Annotated in this window: 17 protein-coding genes and 2 pseudogenes; 12 read left to right on the top strand and 7 right to left on the bottom strand. The window is 68.4% G+C overall.

What is annotated here, in order from left to right; all coding sequences use genetic code 11:
- Window positions 1-317 precede the first annotated feature (317 nt).
- From BS329_RS04725 to BS329_RS44380, 7 genes and pseudogenes are all read left to right on the top strand, one after another.
- Window positions 318-1115, top strand: coding sequence for an HAD family hydrolase (locus BS329_RS04725; protein WP_076155971.1), 798 nt, complete (start codon window positions 318-320; stop codon window positions 1113-1115).
- A gap of 575 nt (window positions 1116-1690) precedes the next feature.
- Window positions 1691-3496: a glycoside hydrolase family 3 protein gene (locus tag BS329_RS04730; RefSeq protein ID WP_076155972.1), complete on the top strand. Its 1806-nt coding sequence runs from the start codon at window positions 1691-1693 to the stop codon at window positions 3494-3496.
- Complete coding sequence (locus BS329_RS04735; protein WP_076155974.1) at window positions 3493-4761, top strand: exo-beta-N-acetylmuramidase NamZ family protein; 1269 nt, start codon at window positions 3493-3495, stop codon at window positions 4759-4761. Before BS329_RS04730 ends, BS329_RS04735 begins: the two co-directional genes overlap by 4 nt.
- Window positions 4762-4772: 11 nt before the next feature.
- A complete protein-coding gene (locus tag BS329_RS04740; RefSeq protein WP_143252852.1) occupies window positions 4773-6548 on the top strand; it encodes a serine hydrolase domain-containing protein in 1776 nt (591 codons plus the stop codon).
- Between the two features lie 237 nt (window positions 6549-6785).
- On the top strand, window positions 6786-7757 hold the full coding sequence (locus tag BS329_RS04745) for a MurR/RpiR family transcriptional regulator (RefSeq protein ID WP_244197036.1): 972 nt from the start codon (window positions 6786-6788) through the stop codon (window positions 7755-7757).
- 17 nt (window positions 7758-7774) lie between these two features.
- Window positions 7775-8704, top strand: a complete 930-nt coding sequence (locus BS329_RS04750) for an N-acetylmuramic acid 6-phosphate etherase (protein ID WP_076155975.1) — start codon at window positions 7775-7777, stop codon at window positions 8702-8704.
- 244 nt (window positions 8705-8948) lie between these two features.
- Window positions 8949-9230, top strand: a pseudogene (locus BS329_RS44380) (HoxN/HupN/NixA family nickel/cobalt transporter); the annotation flags it as partial.
- 97 nt (window positions 9231-9327) lie between these two features.
- Here the strand turns inward: BS329_RS44380 and BS329_RS04760 are convergent.
- The gene (locus BS329_RS04760) at window positions 9328-10497 is read right to left on the bottom strand and encodes an MFS transporter (RefSeq protein WP_076155977.1); all 1170 of its coding nucleotides are present in this window, start codon (window positions 10495-10497) and stop codon (window positions 9328-9330) included.
- A 51-nt stretch (window positions 10498-10548) separates the two neighbouring features.
- Between BS329_RS04760 and BS329_RS04765 the strand changes: the two genes are divergently transcribed.
- The gene (locus tag BS329_RS04765) at window positions 10549-10854 is read left to right on the top strand and encodes an ArsR/SmtB family transcription factor (RefSeq protein ID WP_076155978.1); all 306 of its coding nucleotides are present in this window, start codon (window positions 10549-10551) and stop codon (window positions 10852-10854) included.
- Here BS329_RS04765 and BS329_RS04770 read toward each other — a convergent pair.
- A pseudogene (locus tag BS329_RS04770) lies at window positions 10831-11685 on the bottom strand (extracellular catalytic domain type 1 short-chain-length polyhydroxyalkanoate depolymerase). The gene BS329_RS04765 and the pseudogene BS329_RS04770 sit on opposite strands and share 24 nt — an antisense overlap.
- Before the next feature lie 118 nt (window positions 11686-11803).
- On the opposite strand from BS329_RS04770, the gene BS329_RS04775 reads away from it, so the two are divergent.
- A complete protein-coding gene (locus BS329_RS04775; RefSeq protein ID WP_208619148.1) occupies window positions 11804-13078 on the top strand; it encodes an alpha/beta hydrolase family protein in 1275 nt (424 codons plus the stop codon).
- 4 nt (window positions 13079-13082) lie between these two features.
- Window positions 13083-13667, top strand: a complete 585-nt coding sequence (locus BS329_RS04780) for a nitroreductase family protein (RefSeq protein ID WP_076155979.1) — start codon at window positions 13083-13085, stop codon at window positions 13665-13667.
- Here BS329_RS04780 and BS329_RS04785 read toward each other — a convergent pair.
- The 5 genes from BS329_RS04785 to BS329_RS04805 all read right to left on the bottom strand — a co-directional run bounded on the left by BS329_RS04785 (window position 13645) and on the right by BS329_RS04805 (window position 18968).
- Window positions 13645-15480, bottom strand: coding sequence for a helix-turn-helix domain-containing protein (locus BS329_RS04785; RefSeq protein WP_076155980.1), 1836 nt, complete (start codon window positions 15478-15480; stop codon window positions 13645-13647). The genes BS329_RS04780 and BS329_RS04785 overlap by 23 nt on opposite strands.
- The gene (locus tag BS329_RS04790) at window positions 15477-16793 is read right to left on the bottom strand and encodes an MFS transporter (RefSeq protein WP_076155982.1); all 1317 of its coding nucleotides are present in this window, start codon (window positions 16791-16793) and stop codon (window positions 15477-15479) included. The genes BS329_RS04785 and BS329_RS04790 overlap by 4 nt, the downstream gene beginning before the upstream one ends.
- A 23-nt stretch (window positions 16794-16816) precedes the next feature.
- Window positions 16817-17575, bottom strand: coding sequence for a 3-hydroxybutyrate dehydrogenase (locus BS329_RS04795; RefSeq protein WP_076155984.1), 759 nt, complete (start codon window positions 17573-17575; stop codon window positions 16817-16819).
- A gap of 167 nt (window positions 17576-17742) precedes the next feature.
- A complete protein-coding gene (locus BS329_RS04800) occupies window positions 17743-18474 on the bottom strand; it encodes a Fic family protein (RefSeq protein ID WP_076155986.1) in 732 nt (243 codons plus the stop codon).
- Window positions 18471-18968, bottom strand: coding sequence for a phosphoribosyltransferase (locus BS329_RS04805; protein WP_076155988.1), 498 nt, complete (start codon window positions 18966-18968; stop codon window positions 18471-18473). Before BS329_RS04805 ends, BS329_RS04800 begins: the two co-directional genes overlap by 4 nt.
- Window positions 18969-19083: 115 nt before the next feature.
- Between BS329_RS04805 and BS329_RS04810 the strand changes: the two genes are divergently transcribed.
- Entirely contained in the window at window positions 19084-19662 is a 579-nt protein-coding gene (locus BS329_RS04810; protein WP_076155989.1) for a GNAT family N-acetyltransferase, read from the top strand.
- 100 nt (window positions 19663-19762) lie between these two features.
- Window positions 19763-21733, top strand: a complete 1971-nt coding sequence (acs, locus tag BS329_RS04815; RefSeq protein ID WP_076155991.1) for an acetate--CoA ligase — start codon at window positions 19763-19765, stop codon at window positions 21731-21733.
- The last annotated feature ends 47 nt before the right edge of the window (window positions 21734-21780 follow it).

The following is a 21780-nucleotide window of genomic DNA, read 5'->3' on the forward strand; positions in this document are numbered from 1 at the left end:
CTGTCGAAGTTTCCGCAGCCGACAAGGTCTGAACCATTGGCGGGACGGGAAGTTTGAGGGCGGCCCCCGCCAGGGGGGAGGGACGGGGACCGCCTGGGGTTCAGCCCCGGGGGGTCGGACTGAACCTGGCCCGGTGCGACACCGGGCAATCTCACTGTAACTCCGATACCGGCCCGGCGCGGTCGGCGCCGGTACCCACAATTCGATAACGGCATGACGCGCCGAAACCGGTGTGCGGTCGTGAATTTTCCACCGTCGTATCCCGATCGTGGTCGACCAACGGGCGAGCCGCCGTCCGGCTCTCCTATCCTTGGCGGGTGGCCCAACCCAGCACGACACCGAGCCCGGTCGCGGCGTTCTTCGATCTCGACAAGACGATCATCGCGTCCTCGAGCGCGCTGGCCTTCAGCAAGCCTCTTTTGCGCGAAGGCCTCATTAATCGCCGAGCCGCGCTTCGCAGCGCGTACGCCCAGCTCGTCTTCTCACTCGCGGGTGCGGACGCGGCGAAAACGGAGCGGATGCGGGCCGAGGTTTCCGCACTGTGCACCGGATGGGACGTCGCACAGGTGTCCGCGATCGTCCGCGAAACGCTGCACGACGTGGTCGACCCACTCGTCTACGCGGAGGCCGCGGAACTGATCTCCGCGCACCGCGCGGACGGTCACGACGTCGTGGTGCTGTCGGCGACCGGCGAGGAAGTCGTCGCCCCGGTCGCCGAAATGCTCGGCGCGACGCGCAGCGTGGCCACGCGGATGCAGATCGTGGAAGGCCGGTACTCCGGCGAAGTCGATTTCTATTGCTACGGCGAGAACAAGGCCGTCGCCGCGAAGCAACTCGCGGCCACGTACGGCTACGACCTCACCCAGTGCCACGCCTACACCGACTCGAGCACCGACATCCCGCTCCTCGAGGTCGTCGGAAGGCCGCACGCGGTCAACCCCGACCGCGTCCTGCGCAAGCACGCGACCGAACAGGGCTGGGAGATCCTCACCTTCGAGCACCCGATGTCCCTGCGGACCCGGATCCCGACGAGGTCGGCCGGGCTGGTCGCGCTCAGCGCTGTCGCGGCGGGGGCGACCTGGTACGGCTACAGCCGACGCAAACGCACCCGCTGAGTACGCACCCGCACGGCGGTACCGAACCGGTTTTCGCAGGCAGGGTGGCGAATTGTCCGTCGCGGAGGGTGCCCGTGTCACTAGATCGAGCCTCTGTACCGGTGCACCCGTCTGCGTACTTGAAGTGACCCGGCTCACGGCGTAGAAAGTAGGTGCGGACGTTCGGTCGGCCAGGGAACAGGTAGAAGAGAAGCCTGTTCCACCCCGGCGAATCTCCGTGTGCGGACACCGGGTACCCACGCGCAGCGCGCCGCGGGAGGCTCGTCGTCTAGGGACTGCGTACCGGGACGCCGGACGCCGAGTCCATGAAGGTACGACCAGAGTTGCACGCTTGGTCGCCCGAGTCGCCCGCACCGACTGGCGGCGCCCGCCGGCTTCGGCCGACGGGCGCCGCCAGTGTTTTACCCTCTTTTTCCGGCGTGACCGGCCCGTTCGCGTCCCTTTGTGTATGAACGGACCGTTCGCGGGGGTGGCCGATGGACAAGCAAAGTGCTCGTGGGTAGCTTCCGGATATCAGTGCTTCCAGGTGGACTTCTTTCCACCTGAGAGTCAGGCACGAATCTGGGAGGCTTGAGGTGACGACCCGAACCGCGCACGCCCGTCATCGGAGGATCCATGCGCTCGCCCTGCCCCTCGCGGGCCTGCTCACCCTCGCCGTCACGGGCGTTCCGGCCGCAGCGCAGCCGGTGACCGCGGACGCTGAGGCACAGAAGGCGCTGCGTGGACTGAGCCTGGAGGAGAAGGTCGGTCAGCTGTTCGTCACGTGGGTGAACGGCAAGTCCGCCGACGAGGTCAACGTCAAGAACAAGGCCGACTTCGGAGTGGACACTCCCGCGCAGGTGATCGAGAAGTACCACCTGGGCGGCGTCATCTACTTCAACAACGACAGCCGCGACAACTTCGACGACCCGGTGCAGGTCGCCAAGCTGTCGAACGGGCTCCAGCGGGCGGCCGTCCGCAGCGGGGCCCGCATCCCGTTGCAGATCGCGACCGATCAGGAGGGCGGCACGGTCACCCGCATGGGTTCCCCCGCCACCGAACTGCCGAACGCGATGGCGATCTCGGCGGGCCGCGACACGAAGGCCGCGCGGGAGGCCGCCCGGATCCTGGGGCACGAACTGCGCGCCGTCGGCATCAACCAGGACTTCGCCCCCGACGCCGACGTGAACTCCAACCCGGCGAACCCGGTGATCGGCGTCCGGTCCTTCTCCGGCCGCCCGGATCTGGCGAGCCAGTTCGTCGAGGCCCAGGTCAAGGGCTTCCAGGACTCCGGAAGGCGTTCCGAGACGGTGTCCGCCGCCGCGAAGCACTTCCCCGGTCACGGCGACGCGGCCACCGACAGTCACCACGAACTGCCCAGGATCGACCGGAGCGAAGCCAGCTGGCGTGAGACCGACGTGCCGCCGTTCAAGGCCGCCATCAAGGCGGGTATCGACTCGATCATGAGCGCGCACATCCAGTTCCCCAGCCTCGACCCGTCGGGCGAGCCCGCGACGCTGTCCAAGCCGATCCTCACCGGCAAGCTGCGCGACGAACTGGGTTACCGGGGTGTCGTCGTCACCGACTCGCTTTCGATGGACGCCGTGCGCGAGCTGCACACCGACGCGGAGATCCCGGTACTGGCGCTCAAGGCGGGCATCGACCAGCTGCTCATGCCGGTGAACCTCGACCTCGCGATCAAGTCGGTGCTCGACGCGGTCCGCAAGGGCGAACTGACCGAGCGGCGCATCGACGAGAGTGTCCTGCGCGTGCTCAAGCTGAAGCTGAACCGGGGCATCCTGACCTCGCCGTTCGTCGACCCGGCCAAGGTCGCTTCGAAGGTCGGCACCCCGGCCAACCTCGCCACCGCGCAGGGCATCGCCGACCGGTCGGTCACCGCGATCCGCAACGACGACGGTCTCCTGCCGCTCAAGCAGCAGCCCGCGAAGACCCTCGTGACCGGCTGGGGCGTGAGCACGACGACGTCACTGGCCGCGAAGCTCACCGCGCACGGCACGCAGGCGACCGCGCTTCAGACCGGCCAGACCCCGACCGACGCGCAGATCGCGCAGGCCGTCGCGGCGGCGAAGAACGTCGACCTCGTCGTGGTGCTGACCAACAACGTCGGCACATATCCGTTGCAGGGCAAGCTGTTGCAGGCGCTGTCGGACACCGGGAAGCCCGTCGTCGCGGTCGCCGCGCAGATCCCCTACGACGCCGGATACGAAAACCCGGTCAAGACCTGGCTCGCGACCTACGGTTACATCACGCCGTCGGTCGAGGCGCTGGCGAAGGTGATCCTCGGCAAGGTGAAGCCGCAGGGCAAGCTGCCGGTGGACGTCCCCGCGGGCAAGGACGTGGGCACGGTGAAGTACCCCTTCGGCCACGGGCTGACCTGGTGAGCCTCAACCGCCGCCACTTCCTCGCCGCCGGCGCGCTCGCGGTCCCCGCGCTGACGGCCGGATCCTCGGTCGCGGGGGCGCAGCCGGAAAGCGAGAGCAAAGGTCCCTTGCTCACCCGCACCGGAGCGGACGTGCTCGCCGCCCGCGGCTGGGCGCCGTTGTCCGGGCGCAAACTCGGCGTGCTGTCGAATCCGACCGGTGTCGTGGCGAACGGCGACCACGTCGTCGATTCGATGGTCGCCGCCGGAGTCCGCCCGCTCGCCGTTTTCGGCCCGGAACACGGCTTCCGCGGCAGCGCGCAGGCCGGGGGCTCCGAAGGCGACTACACCGATCCGCGCACCGGCGTACCGGTGTACGACGCGTACGGCGCCGACGCGGCGAAGCTCGCGGGGATGTTCACGAAGGCGGGCGTCGACACGATCGTCTTCGACATCGCCGACGTGGGCGCGCGCTTCTACACTTACATCTGGTCGCTGTACACGGCGATGGTCGCGGCGGCGAAGGTCGGCGCGGCGGTGGTCGTGCTGGACCGGCCGAACCCGCTGGGCGGCAAGGCGGCCGGGCCGATGTTGAACCCGGCGTACGCGTCGGGTGTCGGCCGGAAGCCGATCGTGCAGCAGCACGGCATGACCGTCGGGGAACTCGCGCGGTACTTCGCCGCCGAGTTCCTGCCCGCCGAAGGGGTCACTCCTGGCAGGCTCGAGATCATCGAGGTCCGTGACTGGCGGCGTGACCAGATCTTCGACCGCACCGGGCTGACCTGGGTGCCGCCGAGCCCGAACATGCCGACGCCGGACACCGCGCTCGTCTATCCCGGCACCGGGATGTTCGAGGGCACCGTGTTTTCCGAAGGCCGTGGCACGACAAGGCCGTTCGAGATCATCGGCGCGCCGGGCCTCGACTGGCGCTGGCGCGAGAAGCTCGGCGAACTGCGGCTTCCCGGGGTGAAGTTCCGTGAGGCGTACTTCGTGCCGACGTTCGGCAAATTCGTCAACGAGCCTTGCGGCGGCGTGCAGGTGACGATCACGGACCCACGGGCGTTCGACGCCATCCGCACCGCGGTCACCATGTTCGTCACCGCGAAACAGGTGAATCCGGACGAGTTCCGGTGGCGGCCCGACAACTTCCTCGACAAACTCTCGGGTTCCGACAGGCTGCGCACGATGATCGACAAGGGCGCCGGACCGGACGAGATCGTCGGGTCCTGGCAGGCCGAACTGGCCGAGTTCGACCGGAAACGCCGTCGCCATCTCATCTATCGCTGAGGGGAACGACCTTGCGTGTTAGGAAGATCCTGATCGCGGCTGTTTCCGTCCTGGTCGCGGCGACCACGCTGTCGACGGCGGGAGCACAGGCGATTCCGGGTACCGAAAACCAGCGAGATCGCGCGGCCGGCCGGTTCGACAAGCCGCGGGAAGGCTTCGCGCCCGCGTCCACCGTCCTGCGAGACGGAACGCCCGCCGACGTCGGTCTCGACCCGGCGCCGATCAAGGCGGCCGAGCGGTTCATCGAGAGCTGGACGAAACCGGACGCCACCGGGCATCCGCACTTCTCCGGAGCGGTCGGCCTGCTGGCGCACGACGGGGTGGTCGTCGAGCGCCAGGCCGTCGGCGGCGCCGTCCGGTACGCCGACGCGAAGGGCACCGAACTGCCGCCGGAGCAGCAGGTGCCGATGCGCGCGGACACGATCTTCGACATGGCCTCGATCTCGAAGCTGTTCACCTCCATCGCGGTGATGCAACTGGCCGAGGCCGGGAAGCTGGACATCTCGGCGCCGGTGGCGCGGTACCTGCCGGAGTTCGGGGTGAACGGCAAGGAGGCCGTCACCGTCCAGCAACTGCTCACGCACGTCTCGGGTTTCGCCGCGACGCCGCTCCCGTCGCTGTGGGAGGGCTACCCGGACATCCCGTCGCGCCGGAAGGCAATCCTCGACAGCCCGCTGAAAAACCCGCCGGGCAGTACGTACCTCTACTCCGACATCAACCTGTTGACGCTCGGCTTCCTGGTCGAGAAGCTGGCCGGGGCCCCGCTGGACAAGGTGGTCCAGGACCGCATCGCGGCTCCGCTGGGCCTGGCCGACACCGGATACAACCCGCCGGTGTCGAAGCTCGCCAGGGTCGCGGCGACCGAATACGCCGCGAAGCCGCCGCGAGGGCTCGTCCGCGGGGAGGTCCACGACGAGAACGCGTGGTCGCTGGGCGGCGTCGCCGGGCACGCTGGCGTGTTCTCCACGACCCCCGACATGGCCGTGCTGGCGCAGACGATCCTCAACGGCGGCGCGTACCGCGGTCAGCGGATCCTGCGGCCGGAGACCGTGCGGGCGATGCTGACGAACTACAACCACAAGTTCCCCGACAACTCCCACGGACTCGGCTTCGAACTCGACCAGCCCTGGTACATGGGCGCGCTGTCGGCGCCCTCGACCGCCGGGCACACCGGGTTCACCGGGACCTCGCTGGTGATCGACCCGCTGTCGAGGTCGTTCGCGATCCTGCTCACCAACCGCGTGCACCCGACGCGGAGCTGGGGCTCGATCAACCTCGCCAGGGAGACGTGGGCGCGCTCGCTCGCGAAGGCGATGGCCGTCCGCCCGGCGCACGGCCGTGAAGCGTGGTTCAGCGGCGCCGGGGACGTCTCCACGGCGACGCTCACGACTCCGCCGTTACAGCCGCGCGGTGGGCCGCTGAAGGTCTCTTTCGACACCTTCGTGGACACCGAAGGCCCCTCGGATTCGCTGTTCCTGGAAATAAGTACCGACGGCGGAACAACGTGGAAAACGATTACTGTGCGTGCAAAAGGACCAGGCGCTCCCGCCGGGGACCACCCCGGTCTCAGCGGGCACGGCCATCGGGCTTGGTGGCGGGTCGCCGCCGAGGTGTCACAAAGCTCACAAATCGCCCTTCGCTGGCGTTACACGACCGATGCCCGCTACACGGGGCGCGGAATTTTCTTGGACGGTGTGAAAGTCACTGAACGCGGCCGCACACTGCTGGACAGTGAGCATAATCCCCCTACTTTCGTCGCTACCGGCTGGAAGTTGAGCACTAGGTAACCGGCCGGTTCCGATGCGCTGACCATACTGCCCCGTTGACCGGGACACAGCCGCTTGCGGCGCGACACTAAGTTGCCAAGTCGTTAGCTCGACCTCGTTAACGGCCTCGACCTGGTTAGCGACTTTCTGGTCAACGATTAATCGCAAATCGAATCCGCAGACACGGATAGGTTGCGATCTTCCCGAAGGGTGTGGGTAGCCTTGTCGCAGATGCCAACGGTTAGTAACTTTCCCACGGTGAGCGATGCCGAATCCGTGATCGCGGTCGCACCGTCCGAGGCCGTGCCGGCGCAGCCGACACGGGACGCTGACGCGAGCCCGCTGGTCCGGATCCGCTCACTGCTGCCCGGGCTCGCCCGGGCCGAACAGCGAGTCGCGAAGGTCGTCCTCGACGACCCCGCGACGGTCGCACGGCGCAGCATCACCGAGGTCGCGCTCGCGGCGAACACCAGCGAAACCACCGTCACGCGGTTCTGCAAGGCGGTCGGTGTCGGCGGATATCCGCAGCTCAGGATCGCTTTGGCGGCCGACACCGCCCGGTCCGAGGCGCGGTCGAGCCGCAATCTCGGCGGCGAGATCGGGCCGGAGGACGACCTGGCCGCGGTCATCGGCAAGGTCAGCTTCGCGGACGCTCGTGCCGTGGAGGAGACCGCCGACCAGCTCGACGTCCCGTCGCTACAGCGCGTGATCGATGTCCTGGCAGGCGCGGGCCGCGTGGACGTCTACGGCGTGGGCGCGAGCGCGTTCGTGGCCGCGGACCTGCAGCAGAAACTGCACCGCATCGGGCGAGTCAGCTTCGCCTGGTCCGACACGCACATCATGCTGACGTCGGCGGCCGTGCTGAGCCCTGGCGACGTCGCCATCGGCATCTCCCACACGGGCGCGACCACGGACACCGTGGAGGCGTTGCGGGTGGCCCGTGAGCACGGCGCGATCACCGTCGCCGTGACGAACTTCCCGCGTTCGCCGATCACCGAGGTCTCCGACCACGTGCTGACCACGGCGGCACGGGAGACGACGTTCCGCTCCGGTGCGACGGCGAGCCGCATCGCGCAGCTGACCGTCATCGACTGCCTGTTCATCGGTGTCGCCCAGCGGCACATGGACGCGTCGGTCAACGCACTCGACGCGACCAGGGACGCGGTTGGTTCGCACCGGCTGGGCGTACGGCCCGATGGCAGGCGACGGCCGCGGGAAACCGGCAAATGAGCGAAAAAGTGAGGCGCATGATGACCGTCCCACGCCAGGTGGTGCACGTCGATTCGCCAACCGAACAGCGCAATCCACGGACGACCGACATCGATCTGATGTCGACCATGGGCATCCTCGGCGCCATCAACGCCGAGGACCGCCGGGTCCCCGAAGCCGTCGCCGCGGTCCTGCCGCAGGTGGCGCGGGCGGTCGACTTCGCCGTGGAAGCGCTGCGGTCGGGGCACCGCGTGCACTATTTCGGGGCCGGTACGTCCGGCAGGCTGGCGACGTTGGACGCGGCGGAGCTCGTGCCGACGTTCAACGTGCCCTCCGACTGGTTCATCGCGCATCACGCGGGCGGCGCGCGCGCTCTGCGCCAAGCCGTCGAAGACGCCGAGGACGACGCGAAGGCCGGAGCCGCCGAAGTGGCCGAGGCCGTCGCACCCGGCGACTTCGTGCTCGGACTGACGGCTTCCGGCCGGACGCCCTACGTTCTCGGCGCGCTGGCCGCGGCGAGCCGTCGCGGTGCCCGGACCGCTTTGGTCTCGGGCAATCCGGCCACGGTGACGCCGTCAGGAGTCGATGTCCTCATCGCGGTGGACACCGGCCCCGAGGCGATCGCCGGGTCGACGCGGATGAAGGCGGGGACGGCGCAGAAGATCATCCTCACCGCGTTCTCCACGGCGACGATGATCAAACTGGGCCGGACGTACTCGAACCTGATGGTCAGCATGCGCGCGACCAACGCGAAGCTGCGCGGGCGGACCATCAGGATCCTGCGCGAGGCCACCGGGATGAGCATGGCGGACTGTTCCGACGCGCTCACCGAGGCCGAAGGCGACCTCAAGGTCGCGCTGGTCCATCTGCTGTCCGGAGAAGACGTCGCGAACGCGGCGAAGGCGCTGGCGGCCAGTGACGGCCACGTCCGCAAGGCTCTCGACTCCCTGCGGGTGCGCGCGAGCTGAATAGCATCGATTGCCCATCACCTGCTCATCTGCTGAGGCTCTCAGGTATTCGCGACTAAGAGTTCGGGTGGCCATGAGCACCGGCGGACAGCCCCGTTCATCCCGACGCCTCGCCCTCACGCGACGCGAACGGGCGTCCGTCGCCGGGATGGCGGGATGCTGCTCAACGTCGTGGGCTGGGTGGTCCTGACGCTTTTCGTGGCGCCGCGGCACTATGAGCTCGGCGCCACGGGCGTTTTCGGGTTTCGACTCCGCCGACGGCCGCTTCATGAACTACGCGTACGGCTGGGCCTTCGCGAAGCCGGTGCGGAAGATCTACCACAACCTCACCGTGACGGCGCTTTCCGTCGCGGTCGCGCTGCTCATCGGGACGATCGAGATCATGACCGCGATCGGGAAGCTGAGCCTGGACTACGTCGGCTACGCGGTCGTAGCGCTCTTCGTGCTTACGTGGGCTCTCGCGCTTCTCGTATGGCGCTTCGCGCGCATCGAGGAGCGCTGGTCGGCCCGGATCCCGATCGAGTAACCCTCTGACCTGCGGAAAGAGAGCAAGGGACCTTTGCTGTCACTTACTTAGCGTACCCACGCTAACGATAGCAAGGGTCCCTTGCTCTCACTTTTGATCAGGCAGGCTGGGGCACCGGAGTGCGCGAAGGCACCGAAAGCGCGAAGGCGAGCAGAGCGACGAAGGCGGCAACGGGACCGATCCACCAGACTCCCGCCGACGACAGGACGATGCCACCCAGCGCGGCACCGAGGGCACCACCGCCGTAGATCGCCGAACCGTTGAGTCCCAAAGCGACCGTCGGCGCGTCGGGCGCCAGCGAGAACAGCCGGTGCTGTTGCGGCACCATCAGCATCCCGCCGAATGCCCCCGAAACCAGCGCGAGGACCAGGGCACCGGGCAGGCTCAGCACGGCGACGTCCAGCAGTGCCAGCGTCGCGACCGTGCCGATGAGCGAGATCGAGCGGACACGTGTGGAGCCGAGGGTGTCGGTGGCCCTGCCCGCGAAGGCGTTGCCCGCGATCTGCCCGATCCCGAAACCGACGAGCAGCCAGGAAATCATCGCGCCCGCGGCGACCGGAGCGACCAGAACGGGCAGGTACACGAACGCCGCGAAGCCCGCCGCGGTACCGAGAACGCTCACGCCCAGCACGCGCGCGATCGGCGGCCGCACGACGATGGCGAGCCTGTCGCGCAAGGTCGCCGTCGGCATCCGGACCGCGGGCAGCAGCGGCACGAGCAACGCCACGATCACCGCCACCGCACCGATCCCCCACATCACCGCGCGCCAACCGAACCAGTTCCCGGCGAGCACGCCGATCGGCACGCCGAGCACCATCGACACGCTCATCCCGGCGGAGACCGTGGCCAGCGCCCGGCCGCGCCGTTCGTCCGACGCCAGGGCGCCGGCGAGGACGTAGGCGTTGGACTGGAACGCGGCGGCGCCCAGCGCGGCCAGCACGCGCGCGACGGCGACCACGGCGAAGGACTCGCCGATCGCCTGACCGGCCATGCCGATCGTGAAGAGCACCATCCCCGCGCCGAGCACCCAGCGGCGGTCGAGCCGTCCGGTGAAAGCCGCGATGAGTGGCGACGAGACCGCGTAGGTCACCGCGAAAACGGTGGTCAGCTGGCCCGCGACGGCCTCGGAAACGCGCAGGTCGGCGGCGATGGTGGGCAGCAGCCCGTTCAGGACGAACGCGTCGGTGCCGACGGTGAACGTCCCGACGGCGAGTACCAGCAGAGCCCCCAGAGCGAGCCGATCATTAGATGATCGTCGAATCGTCATGGGAGGTATAGTGGCCGGACTATTCGATGACTGTCAAACAGTTGGAGCGAAGTGAGCACCACGCTGCCGCAACCGGCGACCGGTGAAATCGAGATCGTGCCGGTGCTCCAGGCGCTCGCGGACCCCGTACGCCTGGAGCTGATTCGCGCCCTGCGAAGCAACCCTTCACCGCGAAGCTGCGCCGTAACCGAGTACGACGTCGAGATCAGCGCGCCGACGCTCTCCCACCACTGGAAGGTCCTGCGCGAAGCCGGCCTGACGACGACGTTCGTCGAAGGCCGGACCCGCTGGGTCGAGCTACGGACCGAGGACATCCACGAGCGGTTCCCGGGGCTACTGGACGCCGTGCTCGCCTAGCCGCCACTTCGCCGCGAGTTCCGCCGCGGCGCAGACGCCGACGTCGAGCAGGTACGGCCCGGCCTGACCGCAACCAGCACCCGGCGCTATCGGCTGGCCATGCCCCATCCCGGTGACGGCATGCGTGTCGACGGCGGCGCCGACGTCGGTCCACTGCTCGGAAAGCTCACGCGTGTTCATCGAAGCGACCGTGTGATCCGCGGTCCCGTGCCAGACGCTGACCGGCGAACGCGGACCGGTACTCGCGGCCCGGACCTTGTCACCCCACTGCTTCGGGGTCAGGTCCTTGCCGGGATTCATGCACGAGTACGCGTCGACCATCGAGGCCGCGCACCCGTAGGGAAGGCCCGCCACGACGCCGCCGCCCGCGAACAGGTCCGGATAGGCCGCCAGCATCACCGAGGTCATCGCCCCACCGGCCGACAGACCGGTCACGTAGGTCCGGCTTCCGGCCGCGTGGCGTGCCATCTGCGCGATCGATTCCGCTTCCCCCGCCCCGCGCTTGATGTCGCCCGCCTGGAACCAAGTGAAGCATTTGCTGAAGTTGTTCGCCGGAACCTGTTGTGGCAGAACGAGTTTGAACTTCAGCTAGTCCGCGAGCCCGATCCAGCCGGAGCCACGCGCGTATCCGGCGGCGTCTTGGGTGCAGCCGTGCAGCACGACGACCGCCGGACGTCCGGACGGTAGCCCGTCGGGAACGTATTCGAACATCTGCAGCGCACCGGGATTGCTCCCGAATCCGGCCACCGGGCGGATCGCCGCCGCCTGCGCCGGAGCCGGAGAGAGAAGGACCATTGCCGAAACCACCGCGCCGATGAGGAGTTTTCGCATCACCTCAGGCTAGAACCGCCGCGACCGGGTTCCCACGTGGACGACCACCACAGCGGACACGCGTTTTGTGTGGTCACCCCGGATACCGATCCTCGCCGGAGGCGCTTACCGTCGGCCGATGCGGCTCACTCTGGTCCTCGCGATGATGCTGGCCCTGATCACACCCGCCGAAGCGGCGGCGAGCGGATGCGCGAATGTGCGCGTGCCCGGGGCCGCGAAGCAACAACTGTCCTGTTTGGACGACCTGACCACCACCGGCACCCTCGCCACCGGGCACACCGTCCAGGCCGACTGGGCCGGGCTGACCTCGTCCGGTTTCCCTGTCACCGATGGCGTTCCCGGCATCCAGATCGACGGCTGTTTCCCGGACACGTCGACGGCCAACACCACGCACGGCTGGAATCACGACGCGCAGTTCGTGCTGCGGCTGCCCGATCGCTGGAACGGCGGCCTCGTGGTCGCGGGATCGCCCGGTGTGCGGCGCCAGTACGCGAACGACCGAGCCATCGGCGACCAGGTCCTCGCCGAGGGCTACGCGTTCGCCGCGACCGACAAGGGCAACACCGGTGCCGGCTTCCACACCGACGGACGGCGCCCCGGCGACGCGCTCGCGGAGTGGAATTCGCGGGTCACGCAGCTGACCATCGCCGCGAAAATCGCCGTGGCCCACCGTTACGGTCGCCTGCCGAGCCGCACGCTCGCGGCCGGGATGTCGAACGGCGGGTACCTCGTCCGCTGGCAACTCGAGAACCGGCCGTGGCTCTACGACGGCGGAATCGACTGGGAAGGCACGCTCTGGCGCGAGGACGGCCCGAACCTGTTCACCTTCCTACCGCCGGCGATCCGCGAATACCCCGCCTATGTCGCCGGTTCCGCACAAGCACATCAGCGGATTCTCGACGCGGGTTTCGCGCCGGGCTCGGAGTTCCTGTGGCCGTACCACAACAACGTCTACTGGGGGCTGACCCAGCGCATCCACCAGGCCGAGTTCGACCCGGCGTTCCCCGGGACCGACTATGACTACGCCACTCGGCCCCGGGCCGTGCACCGCGCGGTCGAACGGATCTCGCTGACCGGCCGGATCGGCAAACCGCTGATCACCCTGCACGGAACCCTCGACACACTCCTGCCGATCAGCCACGATTCCGACGTCTACCAGCGGATGATCGCCGAGCGCGGCCGCGCCGGGCTCCAGCGCTACTACCGGATCGTGGACGGCAACCACGTCGACGGGCTGTACGACGTCCATCCGGACGAACTGCGGCCCATCGGGCCTTGTTTCCGTACTGCCTTCACCGCACTCGAAGGCTGGCTGGACGGCGTCTCCCCTCCCGTGTCGGCGACGATTCCCCGCGCGAACGGCGACCTCGCGACCACTTGCGCACTAAGCTGATCGTATGGAATTCCAGGACGTCGTACGACGCCGTCGCATGGTCCGGAAGTTCACCGACGAGCCCGTCGCCGACGAGAGCCTGCGGCGCGTCCTGCGCAACGCGCTGCGCGGGCCGTCAGCCGGTTTCTCGCAGGGGCAAGGATTCCTTGTCCTCACCGGTGAAGAACTCGAGCGATTCTGGGAGTTCGGGGCCAGCTGGGCACCCGCGTCGGTGACGACGGCACCGGTCGCGATCGTGCCGCTGTCGGTCAAGAACGCCTATCTCGACCGGTATGCCAAGCCGGACAAGGGTTTCGCCGCGGGTGACGACTCGTGGTGGCGGGTTCCCTACTGGGACGTCGACACCGGGATGGCGGCGATGCTGATCCTCCAGACCGCGGTGGACGAAGGACTCGGCGCGGTCTTCTTCGGTCTGGCACCGGAAAGCGTGGAGCGCGTCCACAGCGAGTTCGGGGTACCGGAGGATCATGACCCGATTGGCGTGATCGCGCTCGGCCACGGTGACGAACCCGGCCCGACACCCGGCTCGTCGGCGACGACGATCCGGCGCCGCGACTTCTCCGAGGTCATCCGCTTCGGTCACTGGTGAGACGGTGCAGCCTGAGCGCGAGCTGGAGTTCCAGCGCGCGCTCGGGTGCCTGCCACTCCTCGCCCAGCAGCGACGCGATGCGGTCCAGCCGCTGCACGACGGTGTTGACGTGTACGTGCAGCAGGTCCTTGGCCCGCGTCAAGTTGCCGCCACAGGCGAAATACGCCCGAAGGGTGCCGATCAGATCCGTGCCACGCCGTTCATCGTAATCGAGTACCGGGCCGATCGTGGCCGTCACGTACGCGTCGAGATCGGCGTGTTCGCCGAGGAGCAGCCCGACGAATCCGAGGTCGGCCATGCTCGCGCCTTCGCCTGCCCGGCCGAGGGCCAGCAAAGACGCGACACATCGCGCCGCTTCGGCGTGTGCCTCGGCCAGCGCCCACGGGGAAGTCGCCGGTCCTGCCGCGCCCACCGTCACCGGACAGTCCATTGTGGACGTCAGCTCGGCGGCCACGGACCTGGCCAGCGCCCCGGGATCCTCGCCCGGGACCAGCAGGACGACCTCGTCGGCGTGGACTCCGACCAGAGCCGCGTGCCGAGCGGCGGCCATCGCCAGCCGCCGCCGGGAGACGTCGTCGGAATGCGCGATCAGCACCGCGTGCGATATCGACAAATCGACTCCCAGGCGCCGACCTCGTGCCAGCAACGCGGCGGGATTGCGGCCGGGCGCGGTGAGCAGGTCCGACAGCAGCTCACCGCGCACCTCGTCCTCGGCCCGCGCGACGGAACGCCGTTGCATCAGCAGCACCGCGGTGACCACTCCCGCCCGCTCGAACAGCCGCCGGTCGGCCTCACCGAGCGAACGCCCGCCGCCGAGCACCAGGCTGCCGAGGAACTCTTGCCCCGCTTGGACGGCGCACACCCAACCGTCCTCAGTGGACACAGCTCGCCCGCTGACCCGCGACGCCGAAACCGCGGACCGTGAGAGACGCAGTTCTCCGGCTGTCGAGGCCAGCGCCGCGCCGTCGGCGTCGAAAACGGCGATCCCGCCGCCCAGCACGCCCGCGACCGCGGCGGCGACCTCGGCCAGATCACCGCCGCGCAGCACGAGATCCATCAGCCGGTCGTGCGCTTCCTCGGCGCGGCGCATCGCGTCGTTGTGCGCGCTGATCGTCGCGTTGGCGGCGTTCAGTTCGGCGACCGCGCGGCGCGTCTCGTCAAGCAGATGCGCGTTGTCCAGCGCGATCGCCGCGTGGTCCGCCAGCGACGACAGCAGGGCGACCTCTTCCGGGCTGAACTCCCGCGTCGTCCGGTCCGAGGCGAACAGCACCCCGATCACCTTGCTGCCGATCGCCAGCGGCACACCGAGGATCGCGGTCAGTCCCTCGTCGAGCACCCCGGTGTCGATCGACGAAGTGTGGCGGAACCGCTTGTCGTCGAAGTAATCCGCCGTCGCGTACGGCCGCGCGGTCTGTGCGACCAGCCCGCCGAGCCCCTCACCCATCCCCAGCACGATGTCCTGGAACAACGCGGAAACCGAGCCGTCGGTCACGCGGACGTAAGTCTTGCCTTCGGGTTCGTCGTTGAGGCTGAGATAGGAGACGTCCACACCGAGCAACGCCCGCGCCCGCCGCACGATCGACCGCAGGACGGCGTCCGGATCGTCCAGCCGCGCGAGGTCGCTGGCCGTGTCGAACAGCGCGGCCAGCTCCGCCTCGCGCCGCCGGTGCTCGGCGACGGTGTCCCGGATCCGCAGCGCCAGCTCGGTGGCCTTCGGATCGACCGGGACGTGCGCCAGCTGCTCGCTGCCCGCCCCGGAGGCGAGCAGTTCGAGCAGCCGGCGCAACTGGGCGGCACTGTCCACAACGGTCATGCTGACACGTGACTGCGCTCCGTGAGAACTTCGGAGTGCAGGGATTCCCCCTTCGTCTCCCGGGCGACGAGCAGCGCGATCACGGTCAGCGCGCACATCGCGACGACATAGAGCGAGACCGGGACCGTGCTGCCGAACTCCTTGAACAGCGCGACCGCGATGAGCGGCGCCACCGCGCCCGCCGCGATCGACGACAGCTGCCCGCCGACCGAAAGGCCGGTGTAGCGGACCCGCGTCGGGAACTGCTCGGAGAAGAACGCGGCCTGCGGGCCGTACATCGCACCGTGCAACACGAGTCCGATGGTCGCGGCGAGAATGATGACACCGGAATTCCTGGTGTCGAGCATCGCGAAGAACGCGAAACTCCACGCGGCCATGCCGATCGCGCCGAACAGATAGACCGGTCGGCGTCCGATCCGGTCGGAAAGAATGCCCCACAAGGGAATGGTCACGAAATGCACGGCCGAACCGATGAGCACCGCGTTGAGTCCCGCCGATTTCGGCAGCCCAAGGCCGGTGGTGACGTAAACGAGAATGAACGCGGTGATCACGTAATACGAAACGTTCTCCGCCATGCGCGAACCGATCGTGATCAGCACCGCACGCCAGTTCTTCCGGAACACCTCGACGACCGGCGCGTGCTCGGGCTCGCTCTTCTCCCGCGCCGCGAGGAAGACCGGCGATTCGCTGACCGCGAGCCGGATCCACAGCCCGATCACCACGAGGACACCGGAAAGCAGGAACGGGATCCGCCAGCCCCAGCCGAGGAACGCCTCGTCGGATTGCGTCGCCGCGAGGATGGCGAGAACGGCCGTCGCGAGCAGGTTCCCGCCGGGCGCGCCGCACTGCGGCCACGACGCCCAGAACCCGCGGCGCCTGTCGTCACCGTGTTCGGAGACGATCAGCACCGCGCCGCCCCATTCGCCGCCGAGCGCGAAACCCTGCACCAGCCGCAGCAGCGTGAGCAGGATCGGTGCCAGGACACCGACGGTCGCGTACGTCGGGAGGATGCCCATCGCGCAGGTCGACCCGCCCATCAGCACCAGGCTCAGCACCAGCAACTTCTTACGGCCGACGCGGTCCCCGAAATGCCCGAACACCAGCCCGCCGATCGGCCGCGCGAGGAAACCGACGGCGTAGGTCAGGAACGCGAGCAGCGTGCCGGTCAGCGGATCGTTGGTGGGGAAGAACAATTTGCCGAACACCAGCGCCGCGGCGGAGGTGTAGAGGAAGAAGTCATACCACTCGATCGTCGTACCGATGAGGCTGGCGCTGACGACCTTCGCGATCGAGCCACGGTTCTGCGTGGTCACCGGGCGTTCCTTTCCTTGGGGTTTCACGCGGCGGTCCAGCCGCCGTCGAGGGGGATGGAGGTACCGGTGACATGCGCGGCGTGCTCGCCGGTGAGCCAGAGCACACACGCGGCGACGTCGGCGGGTTCGATGAGCCGCTTGATCGCCGAACGGCGCAGCAGGACCTGCTCGATGACGGCGTCGCGCTCGAGTCCGTGTTCTTCGGCCTGCGCCTGGAGCTGGCCGGTGACCAGCGGGGTCCGGACGTAACCGGGGCTGACGCAGTTGCTGGTCACGCCGTGTTCCGCGCCTTCGAGCGCGGTGACCTTGGAGAGTCCTTCGAGTGCGTGCTTCGCGGTGACGTACGCGGATTTGAACGGGCTCGCGCGCAGGCCGTGGACGCTGGACATGTTGACGACGCGCCCCCAGCCGCGGTCGTACATATGCGGCAGCACGCGGCGGACGAGCAGGAACGGCGCGGTGACCATGAGCGACTGGAGCCGGGTGAACGTCTCCGGCGGGAACTCGTGGATCGGCGCGATGTGCTGGAATCCGGCGTTGTTGACGAGGATGTCGATCTCGGCCGGAAGGGTCTCGATGGCCTGGCCGTCGGTGAGGTCCACGACGTGGGCGATGCCGCTGACCTCGGCCGCCGCCTTCTCGACGGCGTCGTCGATGTCGACGAGGTGGACCTTCGCCCCGGCCTCGGCGAGCGCTTCGGCGCAGGCCAGGCCGATGCCGCTCGCCGCCCCGGTGACCAGGGCGGACTTGCCGACCAGATCGCTGTGATAAGCACCACTCATGCCGGACGACGTTAGGTCGCTCCGCGCCCTTAGGCCATGTGGTTACGCACCACACCTACTCAAGATCCCGTATGTGCCCCCCACACCCCTCGCGTTTCGTCCTCTAGTTGCGGTAGTTGGCGCCGCGAACTACCGCAACTAGAGGACGAAACGCGACGGGGAGGGGATCAGCCGGCGGCGTCCGAGATGGATTTGGCCTCGCGGGCGCCGGATTCGAAGGCTTCGCAGGAGAAGAGCAGCCAGGACCGGACGCCTTCGGAAGTCCCGGAACTGAAGGCCGAAGCGGCTTCGAGGTACTTCGGCACACGCCGGAAGTACGCGACCTCAGGCACCGTCAGCGCCTTCGGGTCCAGGCCCGTCGCCACCGCCGAAAGCCGGGCCGCCGCCCGCGCGACGACCCCGTCCGCGGAGCCGAAAGGCCGCAGTGCCAACAGTTCCCCGTGCACGACGGCGGTCAGCACCGGCCCCGGGACCGACGTCGCGCCGGTGACCAGTTGCGCCAGCATCTCCAGCCGCGGGCCGACATCGTCCGACGACCGCGGCCGCCCCAGCGTGTCGTGATCCGTCACCAGGTCCGACGCGGCGAGGAGGTGCAAGCGCGCCAACGCTTGCAGTGGCGCACGCCGCCACGTCGGGAGCAGGCCCTCCAGCGCTTCCGCGGCACGCAGCGCGCCTGCCAGCACCGGATCGGACACCTCGCCGGATTCCGGCAGTTCGGGCGCGGCGCCTTCGATCCCGGCCGACGCCCGCGCCGACCGCACGGACGCTTCGGCGGCCGTCGCGGCGCCGCCGCGCAGGTTCGCGGGCAGCCGGTGGACGGCGAACACCGCGTCCTGCGCCGATTTCGCGGCCGCCGCGACGCCTTCGAGGTCCAGCAGCGGCTTCAGCGGGTCGGTCATGCGTCCAGCACCTGGCCCGCGCGCCGCACCACGGGTGCCTGCACCGACCACGGGAAGTTGATCCACCGATCCGTGTGCTTCCAGACGTACTCGCAGTTGACCTCGGAGCGCGGCTTCTCGTAGACGACCGCGCAGCGCACCTCGGCGACGTGGTCGGCGCAGAAGTCGCGGACCAGCTTCAGGGTCGCGCCGGTGTCCGCGACGTCGTCGGCGACGAGCACTTTCTTCTTCGTCAGGTCGACGACGTTCGGCACCGGCGGCAGCATCACCGGCAGGTCGAGACGCTGGTCGACGCCGGTGTAGAACTCGACGTTCATCACGTGCAGGTTCTTCACGTCCAGCGCGTAGCCGAGCGCGCCCGCGACGAACAGCCCGCCGCGCGCGATCGACAGGATCAGGTCCGGCTCGAAGCCGTCGTCGGCCACGGTCCGCGCCAGATCCCTGCTGGCCGTCCCGAACAACTCCCAGGTGAGCTCTTCCCGCTCCTCGGCCATGCTGCCTCGCCTTCTCGATCGTTCCCGCGAGCATAGGCAACGCCTCAGTGGCCTTCTCGAATGCTTCGAAACTGGCTATCCAGCAAGGCCAATGTCAGGACGTAGCGTCCAGATCATGATCGACTGGAACGACCACGCGACACTGGACGGCGAACGCGTCCGCCTCGAACCGCTCACCCGCGACCACGCCAAAGGACTTTTCGAGGCCGGATCCGACCCGGCGATCTGGACCTGGCTCAGCCTCCGGCGGCCGCGGGACCTCGCCGCGGCCGAAGCGATGGTGGACGACATCCTCGCCGACACCGACCGCCGCGCCTGGGCGCAGATCGACGCGCGCACCGGCGAGGTCGCGGGCACGACGTCGTTCTACGCGATGAACGCGCGCCACAAGATCCTTTCGCTCGGTTACACCTGGATCGGTTCCGCGTGGCAGCGGACCGGCCTCAACCGCGAGTCGAAACTCCTGTTGCTGCGCCACGCTTTCGACGACCTCGGCGCGCATCGTGTCGCGTGGGAGACCGACATCCGCAACCTGAAGTCACAGAAGGCGATCGAACGCCTCGGCGCGCACCGCGAAGGCGTACTGCGTGCCCATCGCGTCCGGCCCGACGGAACCGTCCGTGACACCGTTGTCTACTCCCTCACCGGACCAGAATGGCCGGCGGTCCGTACCGCTTTGTCCTCAAGCGGATGAATGCCGCGCACAACCACGATGCAACCTTTTACTTCGCGTCGTAACGTCGATAGCGTGCCAACGGGCGTGAAGACACGCGAATCACAGGAGGCATCGCACCATGACCGAGCAGTCGCCGGCGCTGGACAATTTGCTCACGGAGAGCAGGACCTTCCCCCCGAGTGAGGCTTTCAGCGCGCAAGCGAATGCCACCGCCGACTTCTACGCCGAAGCCGACGCGGACCGGGAAGCTTTCTGGGCCAAGCAGGCCGAGCGCCTCCACTGGGACACGAAGTGGTCGCAGGTACTGGACTGGACCACTGCGCCGGTCGCGAAGTGGTTCGTGGGCGGGAAGCTCAACGTCGCCTACAACTGTGTCGACCGCCACGTCGACGGCGGACACGGCGACCAGGTCGCCATCCACTGGGTCGGCGAGCCCGGCGACAGCCGTGACATCACTTACGCGCAACTGAAGGACGAGGTCTCCCGGGCGGCGAACGCCTTCGAGTCCCTCGGCCTCACCGCGGGCGACCGCGTCGCCATTCAGATGCCGATGGTGCCCGAAGCGATCTTCGCGATGCTCGCGTGCGCCCGCATCGGTGTTTTGCACAGTGTCGTCTTCGGTGGTTTTTCCCCGACAGCACTGCGATCCCGGGTGGACGACCAGGCGGCGAAGATCGTCATCACCACCGACGGCCAGTACCGCCGCGGCAAGGCCGCGCCGATGAAGGTCAACGTCGACGAAGCACTCGAAGGCGCCGAATCGGTCGAGAAGGTCATTGTCGTCCGCCGCACCGGCGACGAGGTGCCCATCACCGAAGGCCGCGACCTCTGGTGGCACGAACTGGTCGACAGCCAGTCCGCGGAGCACGCGCCGCAGGCGTTCGACTCCGAGCACCCGCTCTTCATCCTCTACACCTCCGGCACCACCGGTAAGCCGAAGGGCATCCTGCACACCTCCGGCGGATACCTGACCCAGGCGGCGTACACGCACCACAACGTCTTCGATCACAAGGCGGGCGAAGACGTCTACTGGTGCACCGCCGACATCGGCTGGATCACCGGGCACACCTACATCGTGTACGGGCCGCTGGCGAACCGGACGACGCAGGTCGTCTACGAAGGCACGCCGAACACGCCGCACGAGGGCCGCCACTGGGAGATCGTCCAGCAGCACAAGGTCTCCATCTACTACACCGCGCCCACGCTGATCCGCACGTTCATGAAGTGGGGCAACGAGATCCCGGAGAAGTACGACCTCTCCTCGCTGCGCGTGCTTGGCAGCGTCGGCGAACCGATCAACCCCGAGGCGTGGATCTGGTACCGCGAGAACGTCGGCGCGAACTCCGCGCCGATCGTCGACACCTGGTGGCAGACCGAGACCGGCGGGATCATGATCTCGCCGCTGCCGGGCGTCACCGCCACGAAACCGGGCTCCGCGCAGAAGGCGCTGCCGGGTATCTCGGCGAAGGTCGTCGACGACCAGGGCGCCGAGGTCGGCAAGGGTGGCGGCGGCTACCTGGTGCTCGACAAGCCCTGGCCGGGGATGCTGCGGGGCATCTGGGGCGACGAGCAGCGTTTCCGTGAGACGTACTGGTCGCGCTTCGCCGACCAGGGCTACTACTTCGCCGGTGACGGCGCGAAGTACGACGCCGACGGCGACATCTGGCTGCTGGGCCGGGTCGACGACGTGATGAACGTGTCCGGGCACCGCATCTCGACCACCGAGGTCGAGTCCGCGCTGGTCTCGCACCCGACGGTCGCCGAGGCCGCCGTCGTCGGCGCGGCCGACCCGACCACCGGACAGGGCATCGTCGCGTTCGTCATCCTGCGCGGCAACGCGGTCGACGGCGGCGAGCAGGCCGTGCAGGAACTGCGTAACCACGTCGCCAAGGAGATCGGGCCGATCGCGAAGCCGCGGCAGATCCTGGTCGTGCAGGAACTGCCGAAGACGCGCTCCGGCAAGATCATGCGCCGCCTGCTGCGCGACGTGGCCGAGAACCGCCAGGTCGGCGACGTCACCACGCTGGCCGACTCGTCGGTGATGGACCTGATCTCTTCGGGTCTGAAGTCGGGCAAGTCCGAGGAGTAGCCAAGCGCAGAGAAGGGGCCTTTCGTCGCGAATTTCGCGATGAAAGG

Source organism: Amycolatopsis coloradensis (assembly GCF_001953865.1).
Taxonomy (GTDB): Bacteria; Actinomycetota; Actinomycetes; order Mycobacteriales; family Pseudonocardiaceae; genus Amycolatopsis; species Amycolatopsis coloradensis.

Coding starts and splice junctions, on each gene's coding strand:
- BS329_RS04800 (WP_076155986.1), bottom strand. CDS start 18,474: ATGACCGACCCGCTGAAGCCGCTGCTGGACCTCGAAGGCGTCGCGGCG.
- BS329_RS04775 (WP_208619148.1), top strand. CDS start 11,804: ATGCGGCTCACTCTGGTCCTCGCGATGATGCTGGCCCTGATCACACCC.
- BS329_RS04805 (WP_076155988.1), bottom strand. CDS start 18,968: ATGGCCGAGGAGCGGGAAGAGCTCACCTGGGAGTTGTTCGGGACGGCC.
- acs (WP_076155991.1), top strand. CDS start 19,763: ATGACCGAGCAGTCGCCGGCGCTGGACAATTTGCTCACGGAGAGCAGG.
- BS329_RS04795 (WP_076155984.1), bottom strand. CDS start 17,575: ATGAGTGGTGCTTATCACAGCGATCTGGTCGGCAAGTCCGCCCTGGTC.
- BS329_RS04780 (WP_076155979.1), top strand. CDS start 13,083: ATGGAATTCCAGGACGTCGTACGACGCCGTCGCATGGTCCGGAAGTTC.
- BS329_RS04760 (WP_076155977.1), bottom strand. CDS start 10,497: ATGACGATTCGACGATCATCTAATGATCGGCTCGCTCTGGGGGCTCTG.
- BS329_RS04750 (WP_076155975.1), top strand. CDS start 7,775: ATGATGACCGTCCCACGCCAGGTGGTGCACGTCGATTCGCCAACCGAA.
- BS329_RS04785 (WP_076155980.1), bottom strand. CDS start 15,480: ATGACCGTTGTGGACAGTGCCGCCCAGTTGCGCCGGCTGCTCGAACTG.
- BS329_RS04810 (WP_076155989.1), top strand. CDS start 19,084: ATGATCGACTGGAACGACCACGCGACACTGGACGGCGAACGCGTCCGC.